Annotated in this window: 18 protein-coding genes; 17 read left to right on the top strand and 1 reads right to left on the bottom strand. The window is 63.2% G+C overall.

All coding sequences use genetic code 11. From position 1 onward, the window contains the following. Positions 1–110: 110 nt before the first annotated feature. The 5 genes from CCR96_RS01315 (at position 111) to CCR96_RS01295 (ending at position 7,666) form a co-directional block, all read left to right on the top strand. Entirely contained in the window at positions 111–1,754 is a 1,644-nt protein-coding gene (locus tag CCR96_RS01315; protein WP_201215309.1) for a S41 family peptidase, read from the top strand. A 38-nt stretch (positions 1,755–1,792) separates the two neighbouring features. After that, complete coding sequence (locus CCR96_RS01310; protein ID WP_201215307.1) at positions 1,793–2,347, top strand: DJ-1 family glyoxalase III; 555 nt, start codon at positions 1,793–1,795, stop codon at positions 2,345–2,347. A 12-nt stretch (positions 2,348–2,359) separates the two neighbouring features. After that, positions 2,360–3,499, top strand: a complete 1,140-nt coding sequence (locus CCR96_RS01305; RefSeq protein WP_201215304.1) for an MraY family glycosyltransferase — start codon at positions 2,360–2,362, stop codon at positions 3,497–3,499. A gap of 70 nt (positions 3,500–3,569) precedes the next feature. Then, positions 3,570–5,483, top strand: a complete 1,914-nt coding sequence (locus tag CCR96_RS01300; protein ID WP_201215302.1) for a polysaccharide biosynthesis protein — start codon at positions 3,570–3,572, stop codon at positions 5,481–5,483. 29 nt (positions 5,484–5,512) lie between these two features. Beyond that, positions 5,513–7,666, top strand: a complete 2,154-nt coding sequence (locus tag CCR96_RS01295) for a GspE/PulE family protein (RefSeq protein WP_420827242.1) — start codon at positions 5,513–5,515, stop codon at positions 7,664–7,666. 116 nt (positions 7,667–7,782) lie between these two features. Here CCR96_RS01295 and CCR96_RS01285 read toward each other — a convergent pair whose 3' ends face one another. Continuing rightward, a complete protein-coding gene (locus CCR96_RS01285) occupies positions 7,783–8,604 on the bottom strand; it encodes a Uma2 family endonuclease (RefSeq protein ID WP_201215300.1) in 822 nt (273 codons plus the stop codon). Between the two features lie 132 nt (positions 8,605–8,736). Here CCR96_RS01285 and CCR96_RS01280 point away from each other — a divergent pair, with 132 nt between their 5' ends. The 12 genes from CCR96_RS01280 (at position 8,737) to CCR96_RS01225 (ending at position 22,146) form a co-directional block, all read left to right on the top strand. Further along, entirely contained in the window at positions 8,737–9,945 is a 1,209-nt protein-coding gene (locus CCR96_RS01280; protein WP_201215298.1) for a type II secretion system F family protein, read from the top strand. A gap of 42 nt (positions 9,946–9,987) precedes the next feature. After that, complete coding sequence (locus CCR96_RS01275) at positions 9,988–10,593, top strand: Uma2 family endonuclease (protein WP_201215296.1); 606 nt, start codon at positions 9,988–9,990, stop codon at positions 10,591–10,593. A 56-nt stretch (positions 10,594–10,649) separates the two neighbouring features. Next, positions 10,650–11,096, top strand: coding sequence for a type II secretion system major pseudopilin GspG (gspG, locus tag CCR96_RS01270; RefSeq protein ID WP_201215294.1), 447 nt, complete (start codon positions 10,650–10,652; stop codon positions 11,094–11,096). Between the two features lie 37 nt (positions 11,097–11,133). Then, complete coding sequence (locus CCR96_RS01265) at positions 11,134–11,592, top strand: GspH/FimT family pseudopilin (protein ID WP_338035791.1); 459 nt, start codon at positions 11,134–11,136, stop codon at positions 11,590–11,592. A gap of 98 nt (positions 11,593–11,690) precedes the next feature. Further along, positions 11,691–12,077: a type IV pilus modification PilV family protein gene (locus CCR96_RS01260; protein ID WP_201215290.1), complete on the top strand. Its 387-nt coding sequence runs from the start codon at positions 11,691–11,693 to the stop codon at positions 12,075–12,077. Next, entirely contained in the window at positions 12,077–12,931 is an 855-nt protein-coding gene (locus tag CCR96_RS01255; RefSeq protein WP_201215288.1) for a prepilin-type N-terminal cleavage/methylation domain-containing protein, read from the top strand. The genes CCR96_RS01260 and CCR96_RS01255 overlap by 1 nt, the downstream gene beginning before the upstream one ends. Before the next feature lie 40 nt (positions 12,932–12,971). Beyond that, on the top strand, positions 12,972–14,057 hold the full coding sequence (locus tag CCR96_RS01250; protein WP_201215286.1) for a type II secretion system minor pseudopilin: 1,086 nt from the start codon (positions 12,972–12,974) through the stop codon (positions 14,055–14,057). A gap of 33 nt (positions 14,058–14,090) precedes the next feature. Next, entirely contained in the window at positions 14,091–15,182 is a 1,092-nt protein-coding gene (locus tag CCR96_RS01245) for a PilN domain-containing protein (protein WP_201215284.1), read from the top strand. Beyond that, complete coding sequence (gspM, locus tag CCR96_RS01240; RefSeq protein ID WP_242518300.1) at positions 15,179–15,877, top strand: type II secretion system protein GspM; 699 nt, start codon at positions 15,179–15,181, stop codon at positions 15,875–15,877. The genes CCR96_RS01245 and gspM overlap by 4 nt, the downstream gene beginning before the upstream one ends. Before the next feature lie 712 nt (positions 15,878–16,589). After that, positions 16,590–18,701, top strand: coding sequence for a type II secretion system secretin GspD (gene gspD, locus CCR96_RS01235; RefSeq protein WP_242518299.1), 2,112 nt, complete (start codon positions 16,590–16,592; stop codon positions 18,699–18,701). Beyond that, positions 18,685–19,731: a KpsF/GutQ family sugar-phosphate isomerase gene (locus CCR96_RS01230; RefSeq protein ID WP_242518296.1), complete on the top strand. Its 1,047-nt coding sequence runs from the start codon at positions 18,685–18,687 to the stop codon at positions 19,729–19,731. The genes gspD and CCR96_RS01230 overlap by 17 nt, the downstream gene beginning before the upstream one ends. 189 nt (positions 19,732–19,920) lie before the next feature. Beyond that, positions 19,921–22,146: a S8 family serine peptidase gene (locus tag CCR96_RS01225; RefSeq protein WP_201215280.1), complete on the top strand. Its 2,226-nt coding sequence runs from the start codon at positions 19,921–19,923 to the stop codon at positions 22,144–22,146. Positions 22,147–22,166 lie beyond the last annotated feature (20 nt).

Below are 22,166 nucleotides of genomic sequence, written 5' to 3'. Positions count from 1 at the left end.
CGGGGCGGGAACGTGCTCGTGAAAATGTCCTCAATAGCTTGACGTGAATCTCGCGCGATTCAGACAGAACACAACCGCCGGGCTGCATGATCGGCCCGCAGGATCCAAACATGACAAAACTCCAGCTAGCCGCACTCAGTCTCCTCTGTTTCAGCCTGTCGCCAAACCTCCTTGCGCAGCCTGCAGCGACGCCTGAGCCAGGGGCCATATCGCCGAGCGAGAACGGCTCTGATGTCGCCGACGAAGCCTCCGGCCCCCCGGGTGCGATTCCAGCAGCAACGCCACCCGCCGTGCAGCCTCCACCGCCCGGCTTTAAGCCGACGGGCACTCGTCCTGAGCCCAGCGTCGAAGAGGTGCAACAGTCGCTCCAAGCGTCTGCATCGGAGCCTGAGGTCGAAGAGCCGGAGGGGCTGCCACTCGATGAGCTACGGGTCTTCGCCGAGGTGTTCGGCCGCATCAAGAGCGACTATGTCGAGCGCGTCGACGACCGTGAACTTCTCTCGAGCGCGATCCGCGGCATGCTCGCCGGCCTCGACCCACATTCGGCCTATCTCGATCCCGATCAATACCAGGATCTCCAGGTTGGAACGACCGGCGAATTTGGCGGGCTCGGTATCGAGGTCGGCATGAAAGATGGTTTCGTCGAGGTCATCGCGCCGATTGACGATACACCGGCTCAGCGGGCTGGCATCCAGGCCGGTGATCTGATTGTGCGCATCGATGATAAGCCGGTGAAGGGCATGAGCCTTGGCGATGCGGTGGAGTTGATGCGCGGCAAGCCCGGCAGCACGATCGAACTCACCCTAACGCGTGACAGCCTCTCCAAGCCACTTAGCGTCAAGCTCGAGCGTGCCGTGATCAAGGTCGCCTCGGTCAAACAGCGCATCCTTGAGCCCGGCTTCGGCTATCTGCGCATCGCTAACTTCCAGGCGCGCACCACTGATGATCTGCTAGAAGCCATTGAGAAGCTCAAGCGCAACAATGGTGGGCCACTCAAAGGTGTCGTCCTCGACCTGCGAAACAACCCGGGTGGCGTGCTCAACACCGCCGTTGGCGTGAGTGACGCCTTCCTTGAACAGGGCCTGATCGTCTACACCGAGGGCCGACTCGACGATGCCAAGCTCGAGTTCCGAGCCGGCCCTGATGATGTCCTCGACGGTGCGCCGCTCGTCGTGCTCGTCAATGGCGGCAGCGCCTCGGCCTCCGAGATCGTCGCCGGCGCCCTGCAAGACCAGCGCCGCGCGCTGATCATGGGTAACGAGACCTTCGGCAAGGGCTCGGTGCAGACCATCATCCCCGTCGATGAGCGCACCGCACTGAAGCTGACGACGGCGCGTTACTACACCCCGGCGGGTCGCTCGATTCAAGCGCTCGGCATCGTGCCGGACATCATCCTCGAACGTGGCAGCTTAACGCTGGCCGCCAAATCCGACTTGGCACCGCTCAAAGAGGCCAACCTCGTGCGCCACCTCGAGGACAACAACGGCGACGACGGCGTTCAGCCGGCCGACGAGGCTCCAGCGGATGCCGCTGACCCGGCTGATCCCGAACAGGCTGATGAGAAGCCCCTCGCGGCCGAGGACTATCAACTCTCCGAGGCCCTGAATGTGCTCAAGGGGCTGGTCATCCTCGGCCAGGCGCCGCGTGCCGCTGAGCGCCCACTCAGCAAAGGCGACACCGATGCAGTGCCTACTGAAGAAGCGGCGATGCCAGCCGGCGGCGATCCGGTGCCCACTGAAAACGCCGTCGACTGAGCAGTGGCTCGAAGCGAACACAAACCAGGAGACGATCGATGCCTCGCGTGCTTGTTCCACTCGCCCCCGGCTGCGAAGAGTTGGAGGCGGTCACCATCATTGATCTGTTGCGTCGAGCGGAGATCGAGGTCGTCAGCGCTGGGCTCGAGCCTGGCCCGGTGACCTGTAGTCGAGGCACGGTGCTGATACCTGATGCCGACCTCGACGATGTGGCCGAGGACGACTTCGAGATGGTCGTGCTGCCCGGCGGTCAACCCGGCGCGACGCATCTTGACCGCGACACCCGGATCCACGATCTGCTAGCCCGCCAAGCGGCGGCGGATCGCTGGACCGCGGCCATCTGCGCAGCCCCCAGCGTGCTCGCCAGCACCGGGCTGCTCGATGGGCGCTCAGCGACCAGCTTTCCCGGCGCCATCGATCCAGAGCGCTATCCGGAGATCCGGTTGCTCGAGCAGCCGGTGGTCATCGACGGCAAGGTCATCACCTCGCGTGGGCCAGGCACGGCGATGGACTTCGCGCTGCAACTGATCGAGCTGCTGTTGGATGCCGAGCGCCGTGCCGCGGTCGAGGCAAAACTCATGCGACCTCGCTGACGGCACCCGCGGATGGTCGAGCCTTTGCCCGTCACGCGCCTGCTCGCGCTGGCCGCCGTGATCGCTAGCGCCTTCGCCGTCAGCGCGGTCTTGACCACGCTGCTCGCGCGCGGGCGTTTCAGGTTTTTGCACGTGCTCGACCACCCCAACGAGCGCTCGCTGCATGCGCGCCCGGTGCCGCGCACTGGCGGACTCGCCCTGCTCGGCGGTCTGTTCTGTGGGCTGGTGCTGGCGCTGCTGTTCTCGCTCATCCCGCTGCTTCCGCCAGTCGGCCTGCAGTCGCTGGAGCTGCTGCAAGCGCCGCTAGATTCCTTGTCGCAACCCCTGCCGTCCCAGACCCCTGCCCCACTGCCCTGGCTCGGCGCCGCGCTCTTATTGGTCGCGGCGGTCTCGTTCTGGGACGACCGCGTCGGACTCTCACGCCGGCTTCGGCTGCTGGTTCACCTGGCTGCCGCGGTCTTGTTGTGGATCGGCGGTCTACGGTGGGATCAGCTTGGGCTGCCGGGGCCGATCATCTCGCTGCCGCTGCTGCTCGCGCTGCCGCTCACCTTGCTCTACGCTGTCTGGATGCTCAACCTCTACAATTTCATGGATGGCATGGATGGTCTGGCCGGTGGCATGGCCAGCATCGGCTTTGCCGGTCTTGCGCTGCTCGGCTTCAACGCTGGCGACCTGACCTTTGCCGCTTTATGCGCCCTGGTTGCTTCGGCCTCCGCCGGTTTTCTCACCGGCAATCTGCCGCCGGCGCGGATCTTTCTGGGCGACGTTGGCTCCTCCAGCCTAGGCCTGCTCGCCGCTGGCTTGACCCTCTGGGGAGCCAGTGCCGGACTCTTCCCGCTCTGGATCGGTTGGCTGATCTTCTCCCCCTTCATCGTTGATGCGACCTGGACCCTGCTGCGCCGTGCCAAGCAGGGCGAGCGCCTCTGGGACGCGCACCGCTCGCACCACTATCAGCGCTTGGTGCTGGCCGGCTGGGGCCATCGCCGCACGCTCGTTTGGGCGCTCGCGTTGATGATAGCCGCCACCGCAAGCGCGATCGCCGCCAATCGCTTGACCAGCTTGGAGCAGTGGCAGCTGATTGGCGGCTGGGCCGTGATCTTTCTCTTGATCCACCTGCGCGTCGGCCTGGCCGAGCGCGTGGCGCGCGGCTAAGGTTCATGGCTCATCTTCATGGCGCGTCGCGAGCCCGGACGATGAAGCGGCTGTTGCATGGTAACAACCGATGGTGACGCGCTGGTACGAGCGGCTGCGCTCGCGCTTCCTAGCCTTTTTGCATGATCTGCTCTGGGTACCCCTGGCCTGGATCGGCGCCTACTGGATGCGCTTCAATCTCGGCGATGTGCCGGTCGAGTTCTGGGATGCCGCCTGGGAACTCTTGCCGCTAGTGATGCTGATCTGTGCGCTGGTCTACTCCTCCTTTGGGTTGTATCGGGGGGTGTGGCGCTTCGCCTCCCTGCCCGATCTGTCGCGCATCGCCCAGGCGGCGGCCGTCAGTACCCTGCTGGTCGTGTTGGCGCTCTTCGTGTTCAGCCGCAACGAGTTCCTGCCGCGCTCGGTGCCGCCGTTGTTCCTGGTGTTTCAATTGATCGGCCTCGCTGGGCCACGGCTGCTCTACCGCCGTCTCAAGGATCACAGTCTTGGTCTGCACCCAGGCGAGCGTGTATTGGTGGTCGGCGCCGATCGGGCCGGCGAGATGCTGGTGCGCGACATGCTTCGCGACCGGGGTCGTCAGTTCAATCCGGTCGCCTTCGTCGATGACAAGCTGCGCCGCCAGGGTGGCGATATCCATGGCGTGCCGGTCAAGGGCCACTCCGCGCAGATCCCGGCCCTGGTCGAGTCACTCGCGATCGACCTGATCATGCTCGCAGAGCCCACCGCCTCCGATGCCGAGATGCAACGGCTGGTCGAGCTCTGCGAGCGCACCGGAAAGCCGTTCCGAACCGTGCCTCAGCTCAAGTCGGTGTTGGCCGGGGACATCACCATCAACCAGCTGCGGCCGGTGTCGATCGCGGATCTGCTCGGGCGCAACCCGGTCCAGCTCGACTGGGCGGCGATCCGCGCTGGCCTCACCGACCGCGTGATCTTGGTCACCGGCGCCGGTGGCTCGATCGGCTCTGAGCTGTGTCGTCAAATCGTCGCCGCGCGGCCGAGCCGCCTCGTGCTGGCCGATAACGGCGAGCTCAATCTCTATCGGCTGGACCTCGAACTGGCGGCCCGCGCGGATGCCCCTGACTTCAGCGTCCATCTGGTCGACGTGACCGATCAAGTGGCGATGCAGCAGCTGTTCGAACGCGAGCGTCCGCAGACCGTCTTCCATGCCGCCGCCTACAAACACGTGCCGATGCTCGAGGCGCAGATCCGTGCCGCGGTGCGCAACAATCTGCTCGGTACTGAGGTCGTCGCCGACTGTGCCGACCGCTTCGGCTGCGAGCGGTTTGTGCTGATCTCGACCGATAAGGCGGTGAATCCAGCCAACGTGATGGGCGCCACCAAGCGTGCCGCCGAAGTCATCTGTCAGGCGCGGGCTCAGCGCTCGAGCACGCGCTTCATCACCGTACGCTTCGGCAACGTGCTCGACTCCGCTGGCAGCGTCGTGCCGCGCTTCCGCGCCCAGATCGAGCAAGGCGGCCCGGTCACCGTGACCCATCCCGAGATCGAGCGTTTCTTCATGACCATCCCCGAGGCCTGCCAGCTGATCATGCAGGCCGCGCTGATCGGCACCGGCGGCGAGATCTTCGTCCTCGACATGGGCGAGCCGGTCAAGATCCGTTATCTAGCCGAACAGATGATTCGGCTCGCGGGGCGTGAGCCAGAGCGAGAGATTCGCATTGAATACACCGGCCTGCGCCCCGGCGAGAAGCTCTACGAGGAACTGTTCTACGAGCGCGAGGATCTGATCGAGACTGAGCACGCAAAGATCCGCGCCGCGCGGCGTGTCGCCGTCGATGGAATATCGGTCGATCAGTGCCTCGAACACATGCACGGCGCGATTGACGCTGGCGATGCAAGCCGGCTCGGCAGCATACTGCGCGGCCTGGTTCCAGAGTGGCAGGCTGCTGACCTACCGTTGGATGCGTTGCGAAGTCCCATACAACCTTTGCAAGCCGCACAATCCAGGGTGGCGAGCGCCTCCTAAACCGTGCTCGAAGACACCCGGAGTTGAGCATGCAAACCGCACTCGCATTAGCACGAGAACCGCAACTGAATCTGGCCGATGAGCTGGAGCTGGCCGCTACAGCGGAAACAGAGTCCGCAACCATTGTGCTCGATACCGAGAATGAGGCGGCCGCAGAGGCTGATCGTGCCGAGCCGGCTATCGACGCCGGCCCAACGCCTGAACAAGCGCTCATCAGCGCCCTGCAGCGGCGTGGCAAATGCACGCCGGGCGATCTGGCGCGCGCGCGCAAGCTCACCGAAGACAGCGGCGACCCGCTGCGGCTCATGCTGGTGCGCCTCGGGCTGGTCTCAGAACGCGATATGGCCGCCGCCTCAGCCGAGGTGCTGGGCCTAGCGCTGATCACCGCCGAGCAGTATCCAGACGAGCCTGTCGCTGAGGAACATCTCAGTCTGCGCTTCTTGAAAGACGCCGGGATCATGCCGCTGTCCGAGACCGAACAGGAGATCACCCTCGCCGTTGCTGACCCCCTGGATGACTTCATCCCCAAGGCCGTCAACATGGCAACTTGCAAGCATGTCAACTTGCAAGTGGGCCTGCCGACCGAGATCCAGGCCGCCCTTGAGCGCGTCTATGAACAGCCCGCCGACGACGAGGCCGAGGCCGAGATCCAGGCCGAACTCGGCAACTTCAGCGAAGAAGACATCGAGCACCTGCGCGACCTGGCCAGCGAGGCGCCCGTCATCCGGTTGGTCAACCAGATCTTGCAGCGCGCGGTCGAGATGCGCGCCTCTGACGTCCACATCGAACCCTTTGCCGACCAGCTCAAGGTGCGCTATCGCGTCGACGGCATCCTCAAGGAAGGCGACTCACCGCCGGTCAGCTCCACCGCCGCGGTGATCTCGCGCATCAAGATCATGGCCAAGCTCAACATCGCTGAGCGCCGGCTACCGCAGGACGGCCGCATCCCGCAGCGTATCCAGGGTAAGGAGCTGGATCTGCGCGTCTCCACCGTCCCGACCATGTTCGGCGAGAGCGTGGTCATGCGCCTGCTCGACAAGGAGAGCGTCAGCTTCGATTTCGACGCCCTTGGTTTCGATGGTCCGCCGCGTGACCGGCTGCTCCAGGTGCTGGACCAGCCCTATGGCATCTTTCTGGTGACCGGACCCACCGGTAGCGGTAAGAGCACCACCCTCTACACCGCGCTGAGCCGGCTCAACACCGAACAGAACAAGATCCTCACCGTCGAGGACCCGGTCGAGTACCAGGTCGCTGGTATCAATCAGATCCCGGTCAAGTCCTCGATCGGCATGACCTTCGCCGGCGCGCTGCGCGCCATCGTCCGCCAAGATCCCGACATCATCATGGTCGGCGAGATGCGCGATCTCGAGACCGCGCGCATCGCCGTGCAGTCGGCGCTGACCGGCCATGTCGTGCTCTCGACCCTGCATACCAACGATGCCGCCAGCGGCGTCACCCGGCTGCTCGATATGGGCGTCGAAGATTATCTGCTCACCAGCACCATCAACGGTATCCTGGCCCAACGGTTGGTGCGCCGGCTTTGCCCCGAGTGCCGACAGCCCTATACCCCAGCGCCCGACCTGGCTGCCAAAATGCTTGAGGGCGATCGAGGACCGGCGAGCACCAGGCTTAGCGCCAGTGCCATGGCTGGCTCCAATATGCCTGTCAATGCTGCAGCTGGCATCAATGCCTGGACCGATGCTGGCACTCATACTGACACCAATGCGGGGATTGACAGCGACGCTGTGGGCAAAGCGTCCAAAAGGCATGCTGGCCTGCGGTCCTGGTTCAGCTGGCGTCGATCGCCTGCTCATCGGGAACGCACAGATGCGCAATCTCAGGGTGCTGGCAACACCGCCCCAGCCAACCTGAAACCAAGCGGCATGCAGCTAGACGGCTTTAAGCCAACGCGCTCCAACAAAGACCAGCCGTTTCAGCTCTACCGCGCGGTGGGTTGCAAGGCCTGCAATCACAGCGGCTACCGCGGCCGTTTGGTCATCGCAGAAGTCCTGCTGATGAGCGACCGCATCCGCCAGGCTGTGCTCGGCCACGCCACCGCAGGGGATATCCATCGCATCGCCGTCGAGGAAGGGATGGCCACCATGTATCGTGACGGTCTACGCAAGGCCTTGGATGGCCGCACGACCATTGAGGAGGTGATCCGTGTCGCCGAGGACAAGTGAGGCCGGGCTGGCGGGCCAGGCCGGCCGGTCTGGCCGCCGCCATCGGCACCTCATTGGCGAAGCGGTAGCCGCTCTTGGAGGTTGGTGGCGCGGGTGGCCTTGACGCCCCGAGCGCGCTAGCCTTGATCGCGAAGTTTCGCCAGTTCCGCCAGCAGTCGGGCATTGTGGGCACGCTCGCGTTCAAGGAGTTGTTCGGCGGTGCTGGCGCGCTGCTCGGCCTGCGCGCGCGCCTGCCGATCGCGCTGCCAGCTCGGCAACACAAAGGGCGCGTAGACCGGGTCTTCGATCATCGTCTCTAGACTCGGCTGGCGGGTCAGATCCGCGAGGCGAAAACGAAACCCCGGCACCACCGCCGAGCGCAGGATGCCATCCTGACAGGGGATGGGTTCATATCGCCCCAAGGCATTGCGCCGGTAGAACAACTGCCAACGCGGGTCATGGTGAATGATGTAGTACTCGGGTATGCCGGCGGCTTGATATTCCTCGCGTTTCTGCTCGGTATCGCGGCGGATCTCAGCGGGGGTGCTATCCGACAGCGCCTCGATGCAGAGATCGAAGATGCCGCGATAAGAGCGGTCGTGCTCGCGCAGCGGCTGGGCATTGCTCTCGAGCACCAGACCGAGGTCGGGCTTGCGAATGACGACCTTGTTCGGCAGGCTCAGGCGACAGCCGAACTCCAGGCAGGTCAGGCGGGCGTTGTGCTGGGTGTCGAGATACAGCCGCAACAGGCCGAGTAGCCATTGGTAGATCCAGGCGGTTAGGGCATCGGACACCGGCTTGACCTCCAGAAGACCGTTGTTCCATTCGTAGCCGTTGTCATGCTCATAGTAGTGCGCCCAGTAGTCGGCCTCGCTGACCGGAGTGCCTTCCGGCGGACCCTGATCGTCCCCGGGTGCGCCGGGTGGCGGGTGGTGTAAGGCGAAGGCGGGTGACGACATGATTCGGACTCCTGCGCAAACGGGCCTGTGTTGCAGTCTAGCCAGGCTCCAGATGCGCGACAAGGCGCGCGAAACCGCGCAACAAGCCGCGCTGTTCGTCATCACAGCTCGAAGCAACCTATAATCCAAGCCATGCCACGCTATTATTACAAGGCGGTGCGCCTCGACGGCGAAGAGGTCGAGGGCGAGCACGAGGCCGCTGATGAGGCGGCGCTGATCCTGCGCCTGCAATCCGAGGGCTTGCTGCCGCTGAAGACCCGCTCGGCGGGCGGCTTCACCGCCCAGCTCGCGCGCCGGCGCCAGCGCAGCCTGCAGGCCAAGGACATCGAGAGCCTGACTCGCCAGCTCGCCACCCTGCTCGAATCCGGCCTCACGCTCGACCGTTCGCTCGGCGTGCTCACCGAGCTGACGCCAGAGGAGCATGTGACCCGGGTGCTCAGCGACCTGCAAGAGCGGGTGCGCGGCGGCGCCACCTTCTCCTCCGCGCTCGAGGCGCAAGGCGGCCAGTTCCCGAAGCTCTATGTCAACATGGTGCGCGCCGGCGAGGCCAGCGGCGCCCTGGACCAGGTGCTCGGCCGGCTGGCCGACTATCTCGAGCGCAGCGCCGAGCTGCGCGGCACCGTCACCTCGGCGCTGGTCTACCCGATGATCCTGCTCGTGGTCGCCGGGCTCTCGGTGATCATGCTGCTGGTGTTCGTGGTGCCGCAGTTCACCGTGCTGTTCGAGGACATGGGCGCCGCGCTGCCGACGCCGACCCGCATCGTCGTCGGCGCCGGCGACCTGTTCCGCGACTACTGGTGGGCGCTGCTAGTCTTGGTCGCACTGATCGCGGTGGTGATGGAGCGCTGGCTACAGAACCCAGACAACCGCCGCGCCTTCGACTACCGGGTGATGCGCCTGCCCCTGTTCGGCGATCTGATCTGGAAGATGGAGACCGCGCGCCTCTGCCACACCCTGAGCACCCTGCTCAAGAACGGCCTACCGCTGCTCAGTGGACTCAATCTGGCCAAGGAGGTCGTCAATAACCGCAAGGTCGGCGACGGGCTCGACGAGGTCGCCGAGGATCTCAAACACGGCCGCGGCCTCGCCGAGCCACTGACCAGCCGCGCCGTGCTGCCGCAGCTTGCGCTGCAGATGATCCGCGTCGGCGAAGAATCCGGTACCCTAGACGCCATGCTCGCCAAGGTCGCCGACATCTTCGACCGCGAGACCCGCACCAGCGTGCAACGCATGCTGACCTTGCTCGAGCCGGCCTTGATCATCGGCCTTGGCGTCATCGTCGCCGGGATCATCATCTCGATCTTGATGGCGATCCTGGGCGCCAATGAGTTGGTGTTTTAGTGAGATTCAGTTCATCCACGCAACCAGAGGCGTTCTCCACCCATGGAAGCTGTCGCCCCGTCTCGCCCGGACAGGCTGCTCAACCGGCAGATTCTTGACCGCCAGCGCCACCGGCTGTGTCGCGCCGATTATCACCGGATGGCTGACGCTGGCATTTTTTCAGAAGACGATCACATTGAACTGATCGCTGGGGAATCGGTCGATAGGCCACCGATTGGCGATGAGCATGCGAGGTTGACGACCCAGCTCAACCATCTCGTCTATCGCAGTGGTGTCAAGGATGCGCTCGTGTCCGTGCAAAGTCCGCTGGTCCTGGATGATCACAGCGAGCCTGAACCGGATCTGATGCTGCTGCGTTTCCGCGCGGACTATTACAAGCACGCCAAGCCGCGCGCGGAGGATGTGCTGCTGTTGATCGAGGTCGCGGATTCCTCGCTGAGTGATGACCGCTCGGTCAAGCGGCCGCTCTACGCCCAGCATGGCATCGCAGAAGTCTGGATCCTGAATCTTCAAGATCGCGTGGTGGAGGTCCATCGCGATCCGGATGGGCAGGACTATCGGGATACCTGGGTGGCGCGCCCCGGAGATCTGCTGCAGTCGCAACAGGTGCCAGATTTCACCCTGTGCGTCTCCGATCTGCTCGCCTAGGTGTTCTAACGATCTCAGAACCAGAAAATCCTCTTACTCTTATGAAGATTGATCTCATGCTCCCGACACAACGCGCACAGTCCCAACGAAAAACCCGCGGCTTCACCCTGGTCGAACTCTTGGTCGTACTCGCCATCCTCGGTCTGCTCGCCGGCCTGGTCGGCCCGCAGGTGATGAAATTCCTCGGCAGCTCCAAGACCAAGACCGCCGCGCTGCAGATCGAAGATCTCGGCGCCACGCTTGATCTCTATCGGCTTGAAGTTGGTCGCTACCCTGGAACCAACGAGGGACTCGAAGCGCTGGTCGCTGATCCGGGCAACACCCCGAACTGGAATGGCCCCTACCTAAAGAAATCTCAGGTGCCGAAAGACCCCTGGGGTAACGACTATCAGTACCGCTCGCCGGGTCAGAACGGCCCTTATGACATCTGGTCGCTGGGTGCCGACGGCCAAGAAGGTGGCGAGGGTGAGAATCAAGACATCAAGAGCTGGGAAAGCGCCTAACGCGCATCGCGCCGCGCCATCCCGGCAGATGAATCGCGTGAGATTCACCCTCGCCACGGGCTTCACCCTAGTTGAGCTTATCGTCGTACTAGCGATCGGCGGTCTCCTCCTCACGCTCACGCCACCGCTGATCACAGCCGCCCTGCCCGGCGTCGAGCTCAAGGCTGGCGCCCGGCGTGTTGCTGGCGCGCTGCGGCAAACCCGTGAGATTGCGATCGCAAATGGTACTGAAGCCATCTGGCTCATCGATACCGAGACGGGCCGCTACCAGATCGAAGGACGCTCAAAGCAAGGCGCTTTACCGGATGGACTCTCGATCGAACTGGTCGCAGCACGAGACGAACTGCGCGATGAACAAGTCGGCGGCATCCGCTTCTTCCCCGATGGCAGCTCAACCGGAGGCCGCTTGATCCTCAAGCGGGATAAGAGCGGCTATCAGGTCGGGGTCAACTGGCTCACGGGTCGTATCCTAGTCGCCGAGTGGGAGGCTGATTGACTCTGCAGATCCAAGAGGAGCATCAAAGGGATCATACAAGTGGTCCGATAACGCAGCCGAGTGCATTGGCGCCGCCTCGCGATCATTCATCGCAGGCCATGCGCAGGCAACAAGGCTTTTCACTGCTCGAGGTCTTGGTCGCCTTCGCGATCCTGGCCCTCAGCATGGGCGTACTGCTGCAGATCTTCTCCAAGGCTCTGACGACCACGGCGATCAGCGAAACCTACAGCCGGGCCGTTGCGCTGGCTGAGGCCAAGCTCAATGCGGTGGGCGTTGACCTGCCCTTGGAAGAAGGCGTGCACAGCGGCGATCCGGAGGACGGCATGGACTGGATCATTTCCATTGAGCCCTACCCCCTGCAGGGCTGGCTTGCCGAGAACCCACCGCTGCAGCCCTATCGGATCACAGCAGTCGCCTCTTGGCCAAGCGCTCGCGGAACGCGGCGCGTCGTTCTGCGCAGCATTCGCCTGGGTGAACTTCGCTGATGCCCTCCTTGCTACGGCACTGGCTCTGGCATGGGCTCTGGCGCTGGTGTGGGCGTGGGCGCTGGCTTGGGCGCTGGCTCTGGCGCAAGCGCAGGCTTCTGCTCTGTCTTCGGCCCCAGCTGCAACGACAGCTCCAGCGGCAACCGCAACCGCAATGCCAACGCGGCTTCACCCTCGTCGAGCTGCTGATTGCGCTCTCACTCATCGGCATCATCACGCTGCTGCTGTTCTCTGGCCTGCGCCTCGGCTCGCGAAGCTGGGAAGCGGTTGACAACGTCTCGGAGCGGGTCGCGGATCTGCGCATTGCGCGCAACCTCATCGAGCGCGCGTTACGACAGACACGCGCGACCACCCTCGTCGTCGATGGCGTCCAAGTCCCAGTCATCGCGGGCGATGCTGAATCCATGGAATGGGTCGCGCCGCTCTCTGCCCATGTCGGCATCCCTGGGCTGTACATCTTGCGGCTGACGCTGGAAGATGCCGGCGACTACCCTCGCCTGGTGCTGACCCGCTGGCTCCTGCATCCTGAGATCCTAGAAGGGACCGGAGAAAGTCCGCCCTGGGAGCCCTTGATGGAGCAGTTCGGCTCGGCCGTTGAGCTTGGTCCGTTCGACCGCGACCTCGCCGCCGGCGCCTATGGGCGAACCGTCTTGCTGCCCCAGGTCGCACGCTTCCAGCTCGCCTATTTTGGCCAGCAGCAAAGCGGACCCGAGCGCGAGTGGTTAGAGGAATGGATCGACCAACCCGAGCCACCTGAACTCATCCGCCTTGACTTGACCACACCCAGCCAGGGTTGGCCGGTCACCCTGATCAGGCTGCCAGGCCCGGAGGTCATCGTTGACCAAGACTGGTAAGCGAAGTTGGTTGCAGCTGCCACAGTTGCAACCGCGACAATTGCAACCACGACAAAGTCTGCAGCCAAAGCCAAAGCGGCAGCCGCAGTTGCAAGCGCAGCGGCAGGCGCGAGCGCAGCCTCGCGGCATCGCGCTGGTACTCGTGATGTGGGTCCTATCGCTGCTCACCGTCATGGCGCTGGCACTGACGCAGATTCAGCGCACCGAGGGCGCACTCACCGCCAACCAGCTCGAGAGTGCGCGCTTCCGAGCCCAGGCCAATGCCGTGCTCAACCTGCTCGCGCTCAATCTGCTGAGCACCCCAGCGACTCCCTTTGAGGATGCAGCCACCTTTGGCGCTGCGGCCTTAAACGCCACAGCGTTCGCCGGAGCCGGAGCCGGAGCCGGAGCCGGAGCCGTAGACGAGACCCATGCCTGGATTCCAGATGGTCAGCCGCGAACGCTTGAATGGGACAATGAGCGTTTTATCGTCACCCTCTCCAATGAAGGCTCCAAGATCAACCTGAATGCGATCAGCCGAGAGCAGCTCGGGCGACTGATCGCGCTGGCACAGGGCGACGAGAACCCAGATGAGCAGCTGCGGGATCAGCTCGCCGACGCCATGCTCGATTGGCGCGATCAGAACGACCTTGCGCTCCTCAACGGCGCAGAGGACCCGGATTACGCCTCGGCCGGCTTGCCCTATGGCGCCGCCGACAGACCCTTTCGCAGCGTCGAGGAGCTTCGTCAGGTGCTCGGCATGCCGGCCGTTATCTACCAACGGCTCGCCCCCTCTCTCACCGTCGAGGAGACTGGCGGCCAGGTCGATCAGGCCTTTGCCGCCGCACCGGTGCTGGCGGTGCTGAACGGCTACCTTCTTGAAGATGCTCAGCGTCTCGTCGAAGAGCGCTCCCAGGGCCTATTTGGCGAAGCCGAAGCCGAAGCCGAAGCCAATGCACCGCAGCGCGCCCCACTCGACCGAGGGGGTCCGCTGTATCATATCCAGGTGACACAGCAACGGCTCAGCGGTCGCGGTCCGACCATGCAAGCACTGATCCGGCTCGAGCCTGGCGGCCAGTCGGCGTTCGAGACCCTTTGGCAACGCTTCGGCATAAGCAGCGCATCGCCTGGACTCGCGGCTGACTGAGTCGTTTCATTCTGCACCTGAGCATCTGACTCAATGGCCCTGACCGATTCGCTCCCAAGCCTAAGGCTGCCCGCGCTGGGCTCCAGCGTTGCCGCTCGAGTCCAGCGTCTGCGGCTCAGAGTGCTGAACTGCCTGCCGAGAGGGCCGCGCCTATGGCTTGCCTCCCGTCACCCTGATCTGGTCATCCTGCCCAACAACGAGAGGTCCGAGGTCTTTCTTGATGTCATGGGTGAGCGACAGCTCATCAGCGCCATCGATCTTCAGTCGCAGGACAGTGCCTTGGCACTCGGTGCCGCCCGCAAACACACTTGGCGCCGCACCCTCTTCGAGCTCCCAGCGGATGTCATGCTGACGCGCCGGCTGCAGTTGCCAGCGCAGGTCCGCGACCATCTCCGCCAGGTGCTGACCTACGAGCTTGATCGCCTTACCCCGTTCAACAGCCAGCAGGTATTCTTCGATGCGCGAGTGTTGGCCGGTCGCCCCCATGGGAACAAGATCGATGTCGAGCTAGCACTCTGCCCGCGAGAGCAGGCGACAGCATGGCTCGAGCATCTAGCCAACAGCCAGCTGCCCGTCTCAACGCTCACCTGGACAGGTGCCTGGCCCGAGGCCAATCTACTCCCACCACAGGCGCGACCGCGGCCGACGTTAGCGCCGTTGTTGCTCAAGTGGCTGCTGCTCCTGCTCGTCCTGAGCTTGATCGCCGCGGTGCTGATCACGCCGTTGTGGCAACGCCATCATCAACAGGAGCGCCTGACACAGGAGCTCAGGCGTGTCAGCGCTCAGGCCGAGCAAGTATCGCAGGTCCGCGAGGCACTGGAGCGGGCACGACTTGGGAGCGTCGCCGTGCTCGAGCGCAAGCGCGAGCATCCCCGCATGGCCGACCTCCTGCTCGAGCTGACCGATCTACTCCCGGACGACACCTGGGTGCAGACCCTCAATTATCGCGACGGCGAGGTCGATATCCGCGGCGAGTCCGGCCAGGCGACGGCGCTGATCAGCCTGCTCGAACGCGGGCCAGGCATCAGCAACGTCACCTTTAGATCGCCGGTCATGCAAGTCGCCGCGAGTGGCAGCGAGCGGTTTCATATCGCCTTCAAGTATCAGCCCCGGTCCGCGCCATGAGCAGCAGCACCGGGAGTAGCAGCACGGGGAGCAACAGCTCTGGGCACAGCCGTACCGCGCGCAGCGGTACTTTGATCAACAGCGCCGTGATGGGCAGGCTCAGTCAGCGCCAGACCTGTATCGCGCTGCTATCGGCGCTGGTCCTGCTGCCGCTTGGACTCGCGCTGCTGATTGCACTGGGCTGGATGTCACAGCTGCAGACCCTAGAGCGCGGCATCCAAGACGACATCGATCGGCTGCAGCGTTACCAGAGGCTGCTCGCCACCCTTCCTGCGCTTCAGGCCGAGCTTGAAGCCGAACAAGCGAATGACGCCTTCAAGGCCTTTTATTTCGATGCCGACACCCCCTCCATCGCCGGCGCACAACTGCAAAGCCAGGTTCAGGACATGGTGCGCAGCGCCGGCGCCCGTCCGGTGAGCACCCAGGTCCTGCCCACTGATGAGGCCGAGGTTCCCCCCCGTGTCCGGGTGCGCATCCAACTCCAAGGCACCACCGATCAGCTCTTCGATGTGCTGTACCGCATCGAATCGGCCCGTCCGTTTTTGCTGATCGACCAACTCTCCATTCGCTCTCAAGCGCGCTCGAGCCAGCCGCAGCGACGCCGACCGATCCGATCAGCGCCTGCACCGGCCAACCAAGATCAACTGACCGTCAGGCTGGATATCTTCGGCTACTTTTTGAGCCCTAGCGGATGAAACGCGTCCTGCTCGTAGCCCCCCTAGTGCTCATTGCGATCCTATCCGTACAATGGATGGATTGGCCTAAACCCTTGCCCCTGCTCAGCGAGGCTGGTACGTCAACCCCTCAGGGGCGCAGCCCAACCACGCAAGCGCATTCAGCCCCAAGCCCCGACTTGAATCTGCTGAAGCCAGAAGAGGATTATGTCTCGGTGATGGAACGCCCGTTGTTTCTGCCGGACCGCCGGCCGCTTCCCGACGAGCCAGCGGATTCATCTGCCGCTGACACATCGGCCGAGGCCACAGACCTTGCACACTTAGATGTGAGTGCAACCCTGATTCTAGCGCCGGACCAGGCCTCGGTGTGGCTGCGAGATCCTAAGCGTCAAGACCTTCTCCGGCTCAGGCTGGGTGACGATTATGAGGGTTGGACGGTCGCCGAGATCACCCCCAACAACATCCGAATGGAACGACAAGGCGCGACAGAAACTTTAGAGTTGTTTAACTATTCGGCACCGGTCTCACCACCAATGCGTCTGCCAACACGGTTCAACCAGCAACCAGACCGACCGTCCAATCGGCGCCAGCGCCAACCGGCTGCTGGCCAACAACCAGGTCCAAAATGATGCGCCACAAGCCTCCGATTCTAAGCCAGCCTTGGGGCCTTGGTGGTTGGCGACAGCAGCGATTCTCGATCGTTACTGCCTGGCTTGCCCGCTCGATGCTCGCAATGCTCACCCTGGCTACTCTGCCAGCACTCCTCAGCTGCCAGTCCACGGTCTGGGACCCAACCGCACAGGTCTCGAGCGCCGAAGGCCACACCAGCGTCAACCAGCGGATGGATGACCCCAGAGGCCCCGTGCGCGTTGCTGGCGGTATCGCCCTCGATGACGAGGTTGCAGCGCGTCCGCCGGATTCGATTCAAAGCGGCACCGGCACCTTCGTCCAACCCGTCGCCGCTCCCCGGCGCTCAGAGCAAGCGGTCAGTGGCCCCGATGTCTCCTTGAACTTCGATAACACCGACATCCGCGAGGTCACCAAGATCATCCTCGGCGATGTGCTCGAGGTCAGCTATACCCTCGATCCAGCCGTGCAAGGCACGGCATCGCTCACCACCGCTCGCCCCCTCAGCCGAGACCTGCTCCTGCCAACCCTAGAGACCCTGCTGCGAATGAATAACGCCGCCCTGGTCGATCGTGGCGGTCGCTATGAGGTCGTGCCGATCAGCAACGCCGTCAAAGGCCGTGTGGTGCCGCAGCTCGGTGGTTCAGAACGCGCCCTGCCCGAGGGCTACAGCGTTCAGGTCATCCCGCTGGAATACGTTGGTGCTGAGGAGATGACCAACATCCTTGAGCCCCTAGCGCCGGAAGGCAGCATCCTGCGCATCGACACCTTGCGCAATCTCATCGTCCTCGCCGGCACTGGCACCGAGATGTCGAGCATGCTCGAGACCATCCAGATGTTCGATGTCGACTGGATGGCCGGCCTCTCGGTCGGCTTCTTCTCGCTCGAATACGCCAAGGTCAGCGATGTCGTCATGCAGCTCGAGACCCTGCTCGCCGACGACTCGGTGAATGCCGCCAAAGGCCTGTTCCGCTTCATCCCGGTCGAGAGTGCCAATGCGCTGCTCGTCGTCTCACCGCAGCAACGCTACCTGGCACGCATCGAAGATTGGATCGAGCGCCTAGATCTGGCCGAGGCCTCGGGCACCTCCGCACAACGGCTTTACGTCTACCGCGTGCGTCATGGCGATGCCGAGAATCTCGCCGACATTCTCACGACGCTCTTCTCGGACAGTGGCAGCAGCGCCAGATCGCAGCGCAGCATCGGCGGCATTGCGCCCGGGCGCGACCAAGGCTCGATTGGTGGCGACGGCACCGGCACCAGCTCAGGCTCCGGCGCCATGGGCTCTGCCACACGCGGTGCCAGCGCCAGTACCCTCACGCTCTCCTCCGAGGTCAGCATCGTCGCCGACATCGTCAACAACTCACTGCTGGTGCGCTCCAGCCCACGCGATTACAAGAAGATCCTCGACGCCCTCAAGCAGCTCGACATCGTCCCGCTGCAGGTCTTAGTGGAAGCAACCATCGTCGAGATCCAGCTCAGTGGCAGCCTGCAGTACGGCGTACAGTGGCGCTTCAAGGGGCCTACCATTGATGGCTACCAAAGCCGCCAAACCTTAGGTCCGGGCGATGCCGCCTTGAAGCCCACAGAGTTTCAGGGCTTCAACTGGTCGGTGGTGCTGAAGCCCAGCACCATCAAAGCCACCCTGACCGCGTTGGCCGAAGACAACCTGGTCAATGTCCTATCTTCGCCAACCGTGATGGTGATGGACAATCAAGAGGCCAAGATCGCGGTGGGCGATGAGGTGCCTGTGCTGACCACCGCCCAGCAGGGCATCTCGAGCACCGATCGCATCCTCAACCAGATCGAATATCGCCAAACCGGAGTCGAGCTGGCGGTCACGCCGCGCGTCACCCCAGGCGGAATGGTGCAGTTACAGATCGACCAAAAGGTCAGCTCGGTGCTCGAGCAGACCGGCCCGCTCGGCTCGCCCTCGTTTCGCAATCGCACCATCACCAGTAATGTTGCCGTGCGCTCGAATCAGGCCGTGGTGCTCGGTGGGCTAATCCAAGACGATACCTCCGATGCCAAGTCTGGCGTGCCTGGTCTCTACCGCGCGCCGATCATCGGGCCGCTGTTCGGCTCGACCAATAAACGCGCGCGACGCACCGAGCTGGTCGTGGTCTTGACCCCCAGAGTGATTGCGGGCGACAACGACATCGACGCGGTCACCCGCGACTTTCGACGGAAGGTGAAGAACCTTGACCCACGCTTTTAACGACCCATTGGCCAGCAAGCCGGGTCCGCTTGACAGTCACAGCCAGCACGCAAGCCCAAGCGCGAGCCCAAGCCTAGGCCTAGGCGCTGATCCAGCTCAGGATCACGCCGCCATCGCGCGCGAGGTCTTTCGCATCGAGGCCGAGGCCATAAACGGACTCGAAGCCAATCTCGATGGTCGTTTCAGCGAGGCCGTGAGCGCCATTCTGGCTGCACCCGGCCGCGTCATCGTCTGCGGCATGGGCAAATCCGGCATCATCGGCAAAAAGATCGCTGCCACCCTGGCCAGCACCGGCACCCCCGCCTTCTTCATGCACCCCGGCGAGGCCTTTCACGGCGATCTTGGCATGGTCACCGCAGAGGATGTATTCCTAGCCCTCTCCAACTCCGGCGAGACTGAGGAGCTGGTTAAGCTGCTGCCCTTCCTGCAAGACAACGGCAACCTCATCATCGCACTCACCGGCAACGACTGCTCCACCCTCGCCAAGCATTGCCAGCTCCATCTCTCGGTGCGCGTCCAACGCGAGGCCTGCCCGCTGCAGCTCGCACCCACCGCCTCCACCACCGCCACCTTGGCGATGGGCGATGCGCTTGCGGTCGCCCTGATGAAGGCGCGCGATTTCCAGGCCCATCATTTCGCGCGCTTTCATCCGGGTGGCAGTCTCGGGCGACGGTTGCTGCAGCGCGTGCGCGATGAGATGCGCAGCGATCAGTTGCCCTTTGTTGCGCCCAGCGCCAGCGCTGATGCGGTCCTGCTTGCGGTCACCCAGGGCCAGCTTGGTATTGCCCTAGTCGCCGAGCCCCCGGCCCAGATCCGCGGCATCATCACCGATGGCGACTTACGCCGAGCGCTCCAGGCCCATCGCGAGGGCTTCTTCGCGCTGAGTGCCAGAGACCTGATGACGCCCGAGCCCATCACCATCGGCGTCGAGAGCAGCATGAGTGCCGCGCTCGAACTCATGGCCCGGCACCACATTACGCTACTCGTGGTTGTCGACGGCGAGGATGTGGTCGGCGTCGTTCAAAAATAAGACCCCATGCCAGTCATCCGGCCAAGAAGCCATTAGCCAATAACCTCATTATCATTACCCGTCGTGCCGTGGTTCACAGGTTTAGTGGTTGGCGCTTGCCAAAACATTGCTCAAGATGGGGTAATCACTGTGGGTGAGGGTTCCTGTCTTAGGAGCCGTTATGCAGTCACGTCTGATAAGGATCCGTCCATGCTTCCTACTGATACCTATTTCCCTTTCCAATGGCATTTGCTCAACCTAGGCCAGTTCGGTGGCCGCCCTGGGGTTGATCTTAACGTCATTCCTGTCTGGGCAGAATATACCGGAGCTGGCGTCGACATCGGTATCTACGATGGCGGCACCCAGGTAGAGCACCCCGACCTGCAGCCCAACTGGGACCCAGCACTGCAGCCGCTCATCGCGGGTCTAGCGGTTGACCCCAGCCCTTACGGCTGGGCTGAATTTGGGGCTAATGCACATGGCACTGCGGTCGCCGGCTTGGCTGCCGCGGCCCGCAACGACATTGGCGTAGTTGGTGTCGCCTATGACGCAAATTTGGGCGTCGGCATCTATGTGCCCTCATCACAAGCCTGGATCGACAGCTTATCTGGCTATATCGCCTTCGAAGAAGCGCTTAATGTACAGCGTGTAGACTACGATGTGACCAACAGCAGTTATGGTCCGATTCAGCCCTTGATGGTCAATCAAGCCGAGCAGCTTGGCATCGAGATCTCGACCCTCAATGGCCGCGATGGGCTCGGCACGGTCAATGTGATCGCAGCCGGTAACGAGCGCTGGCTGGGTCGCACCTCCACCGACGGCGGATTTGAGAGCATGCGACAAAGCGTGGCGGTGGCCGCCGGCTCTGACCAAGGCGACATCACCTGGTATAGCAACCCGGGCGCCTCTTTGTTGGTGACCGCACCGGTGGATCGCCATCCACCGCTCGAGGGGCCTTTAGATGCGAATCAGCCCTTCCGTTCGGCCACCACCGACCTTCTCGGTCCGGATGGCTATTCGATCGGCAACCCACCTGAGATCGACCTCGACTATACCGATCAGATGGCGGGTACCTCGGCAGCGGCACCGATGGTCACCGGCGTGGTCGCGCTGATGCTGCAGGCCAATCCAGCGCTTGGCTACCGCGACGTGCAAGAGATCCTGGCGCTGAGCGCGCGGGCGAACTGGCAGCGCGGTGACTATGACCTGGATGGTTGGCAGATCAACGGCGCCGACCATTTCAACGGCGGCGGCCTCGCCTTCAATCACGACTATGGCTTTGGCTTCGTCGATGCCCTCGCCGCGGTGCGCCTGTCCGAGACCTGGAGTGAGCAGCGCACCCGATACAACGAAGTCAGTATGCCCGATGCGTTAAGGCTCGACATCGATGACGTGCCTATTCCAGACAACAGCGGCGAGCTACTGAGCTATCGCTTTGAAGTGACCAATCCCTTTGAGGTCGAGTGGATCGAACTCGACGTTGACATCGAGCATCCCTGGTGGGGGGATCTGGTCGTCTCCGTGATCTCTCCTGATGGAACCGAGACTGTGCTGCTCAATCGCCCTGGAGTCTTGCCAGAGGGTCTCCCGCAATCGGTCACGGATTTTCGCATCGAGCACGACGAGACCTTCGACCCCGAGACCAACCTCGGCATGAAAGGTGACGGGGATCTACAGATGTTGTTTGCCTCCACCGCTTCTCGAGGCGAGAGTAGCGTTGGTACCTGGACGGTGCGGGTCGGTGATCTTGGCGACGGCAGTGAGGCGAGCGAAGAGGCCGGCGAACTCGACGGCCTCAGCTTCCAACTCTTCGGCAATCCAGAAGGCGAGACCATCGAGACCTTCTTCTACACCAATCGCTATGCCGAACTAGCCAGCGCCGATTCGCAGCGTCAAGTGCTGGCGACCGAGGGCGAAGCGCGCATCAATGCCGCGGCGGTGAGCACTGATAGCGTTATCTACCTTGAGCCTGGCATTGTCGGCCAGATTGCCAATACGCCATTCATGCTTGCTGCCGACGCGATTGTGACCGAGGTGTTTGGTGGTGATGGGGCTGATGCGCTCTTGGCTGCAGCTTGGGATAGCACGCTATTTGGTGGCCGCGGCCATGATTGGTTGTACGGCAATAGCGGAAACGACCTCCTGCTCGGTGGCCGCGGCAATGACCACCTGACCGGGGGCGCGGGCGCTGATGTCTTTATTTTTCATGACCAAAATGGTCAGGATCGCATCCTGGACTTTGATCCGACAATCGACCGCATTGAAGTCGCCCAATCGATCAATGGCCAAACGCTGACGAGTGTTGAAGCGCTGATCGAGACGGCCTTCAACAATACCTTTGGGGAGGCGGTATTGACTTTTGGTGTTGGTCAAACCCTTACACTTGTGGGTATTTCCGCTGAGCAGCTGACCCCAGAGCCGATCAGCCTGGTCTAAAATCGTGCGGGCAATCGTTG

This window comes from Halochromatium roseum, from assembly GCF_016653315.1.
Taxonomy (GTDB): Bacteria; Pseudomonadota; Gammaproteobacteria; order Chromatiales; family Chromatiaceae; genus Lamprobacter; species Lamprobacter roseus.
Note: the sequence above shows the minus strand (reverse complement) of the source record. Positions and strands in the feature narration are given on the sequence as shown.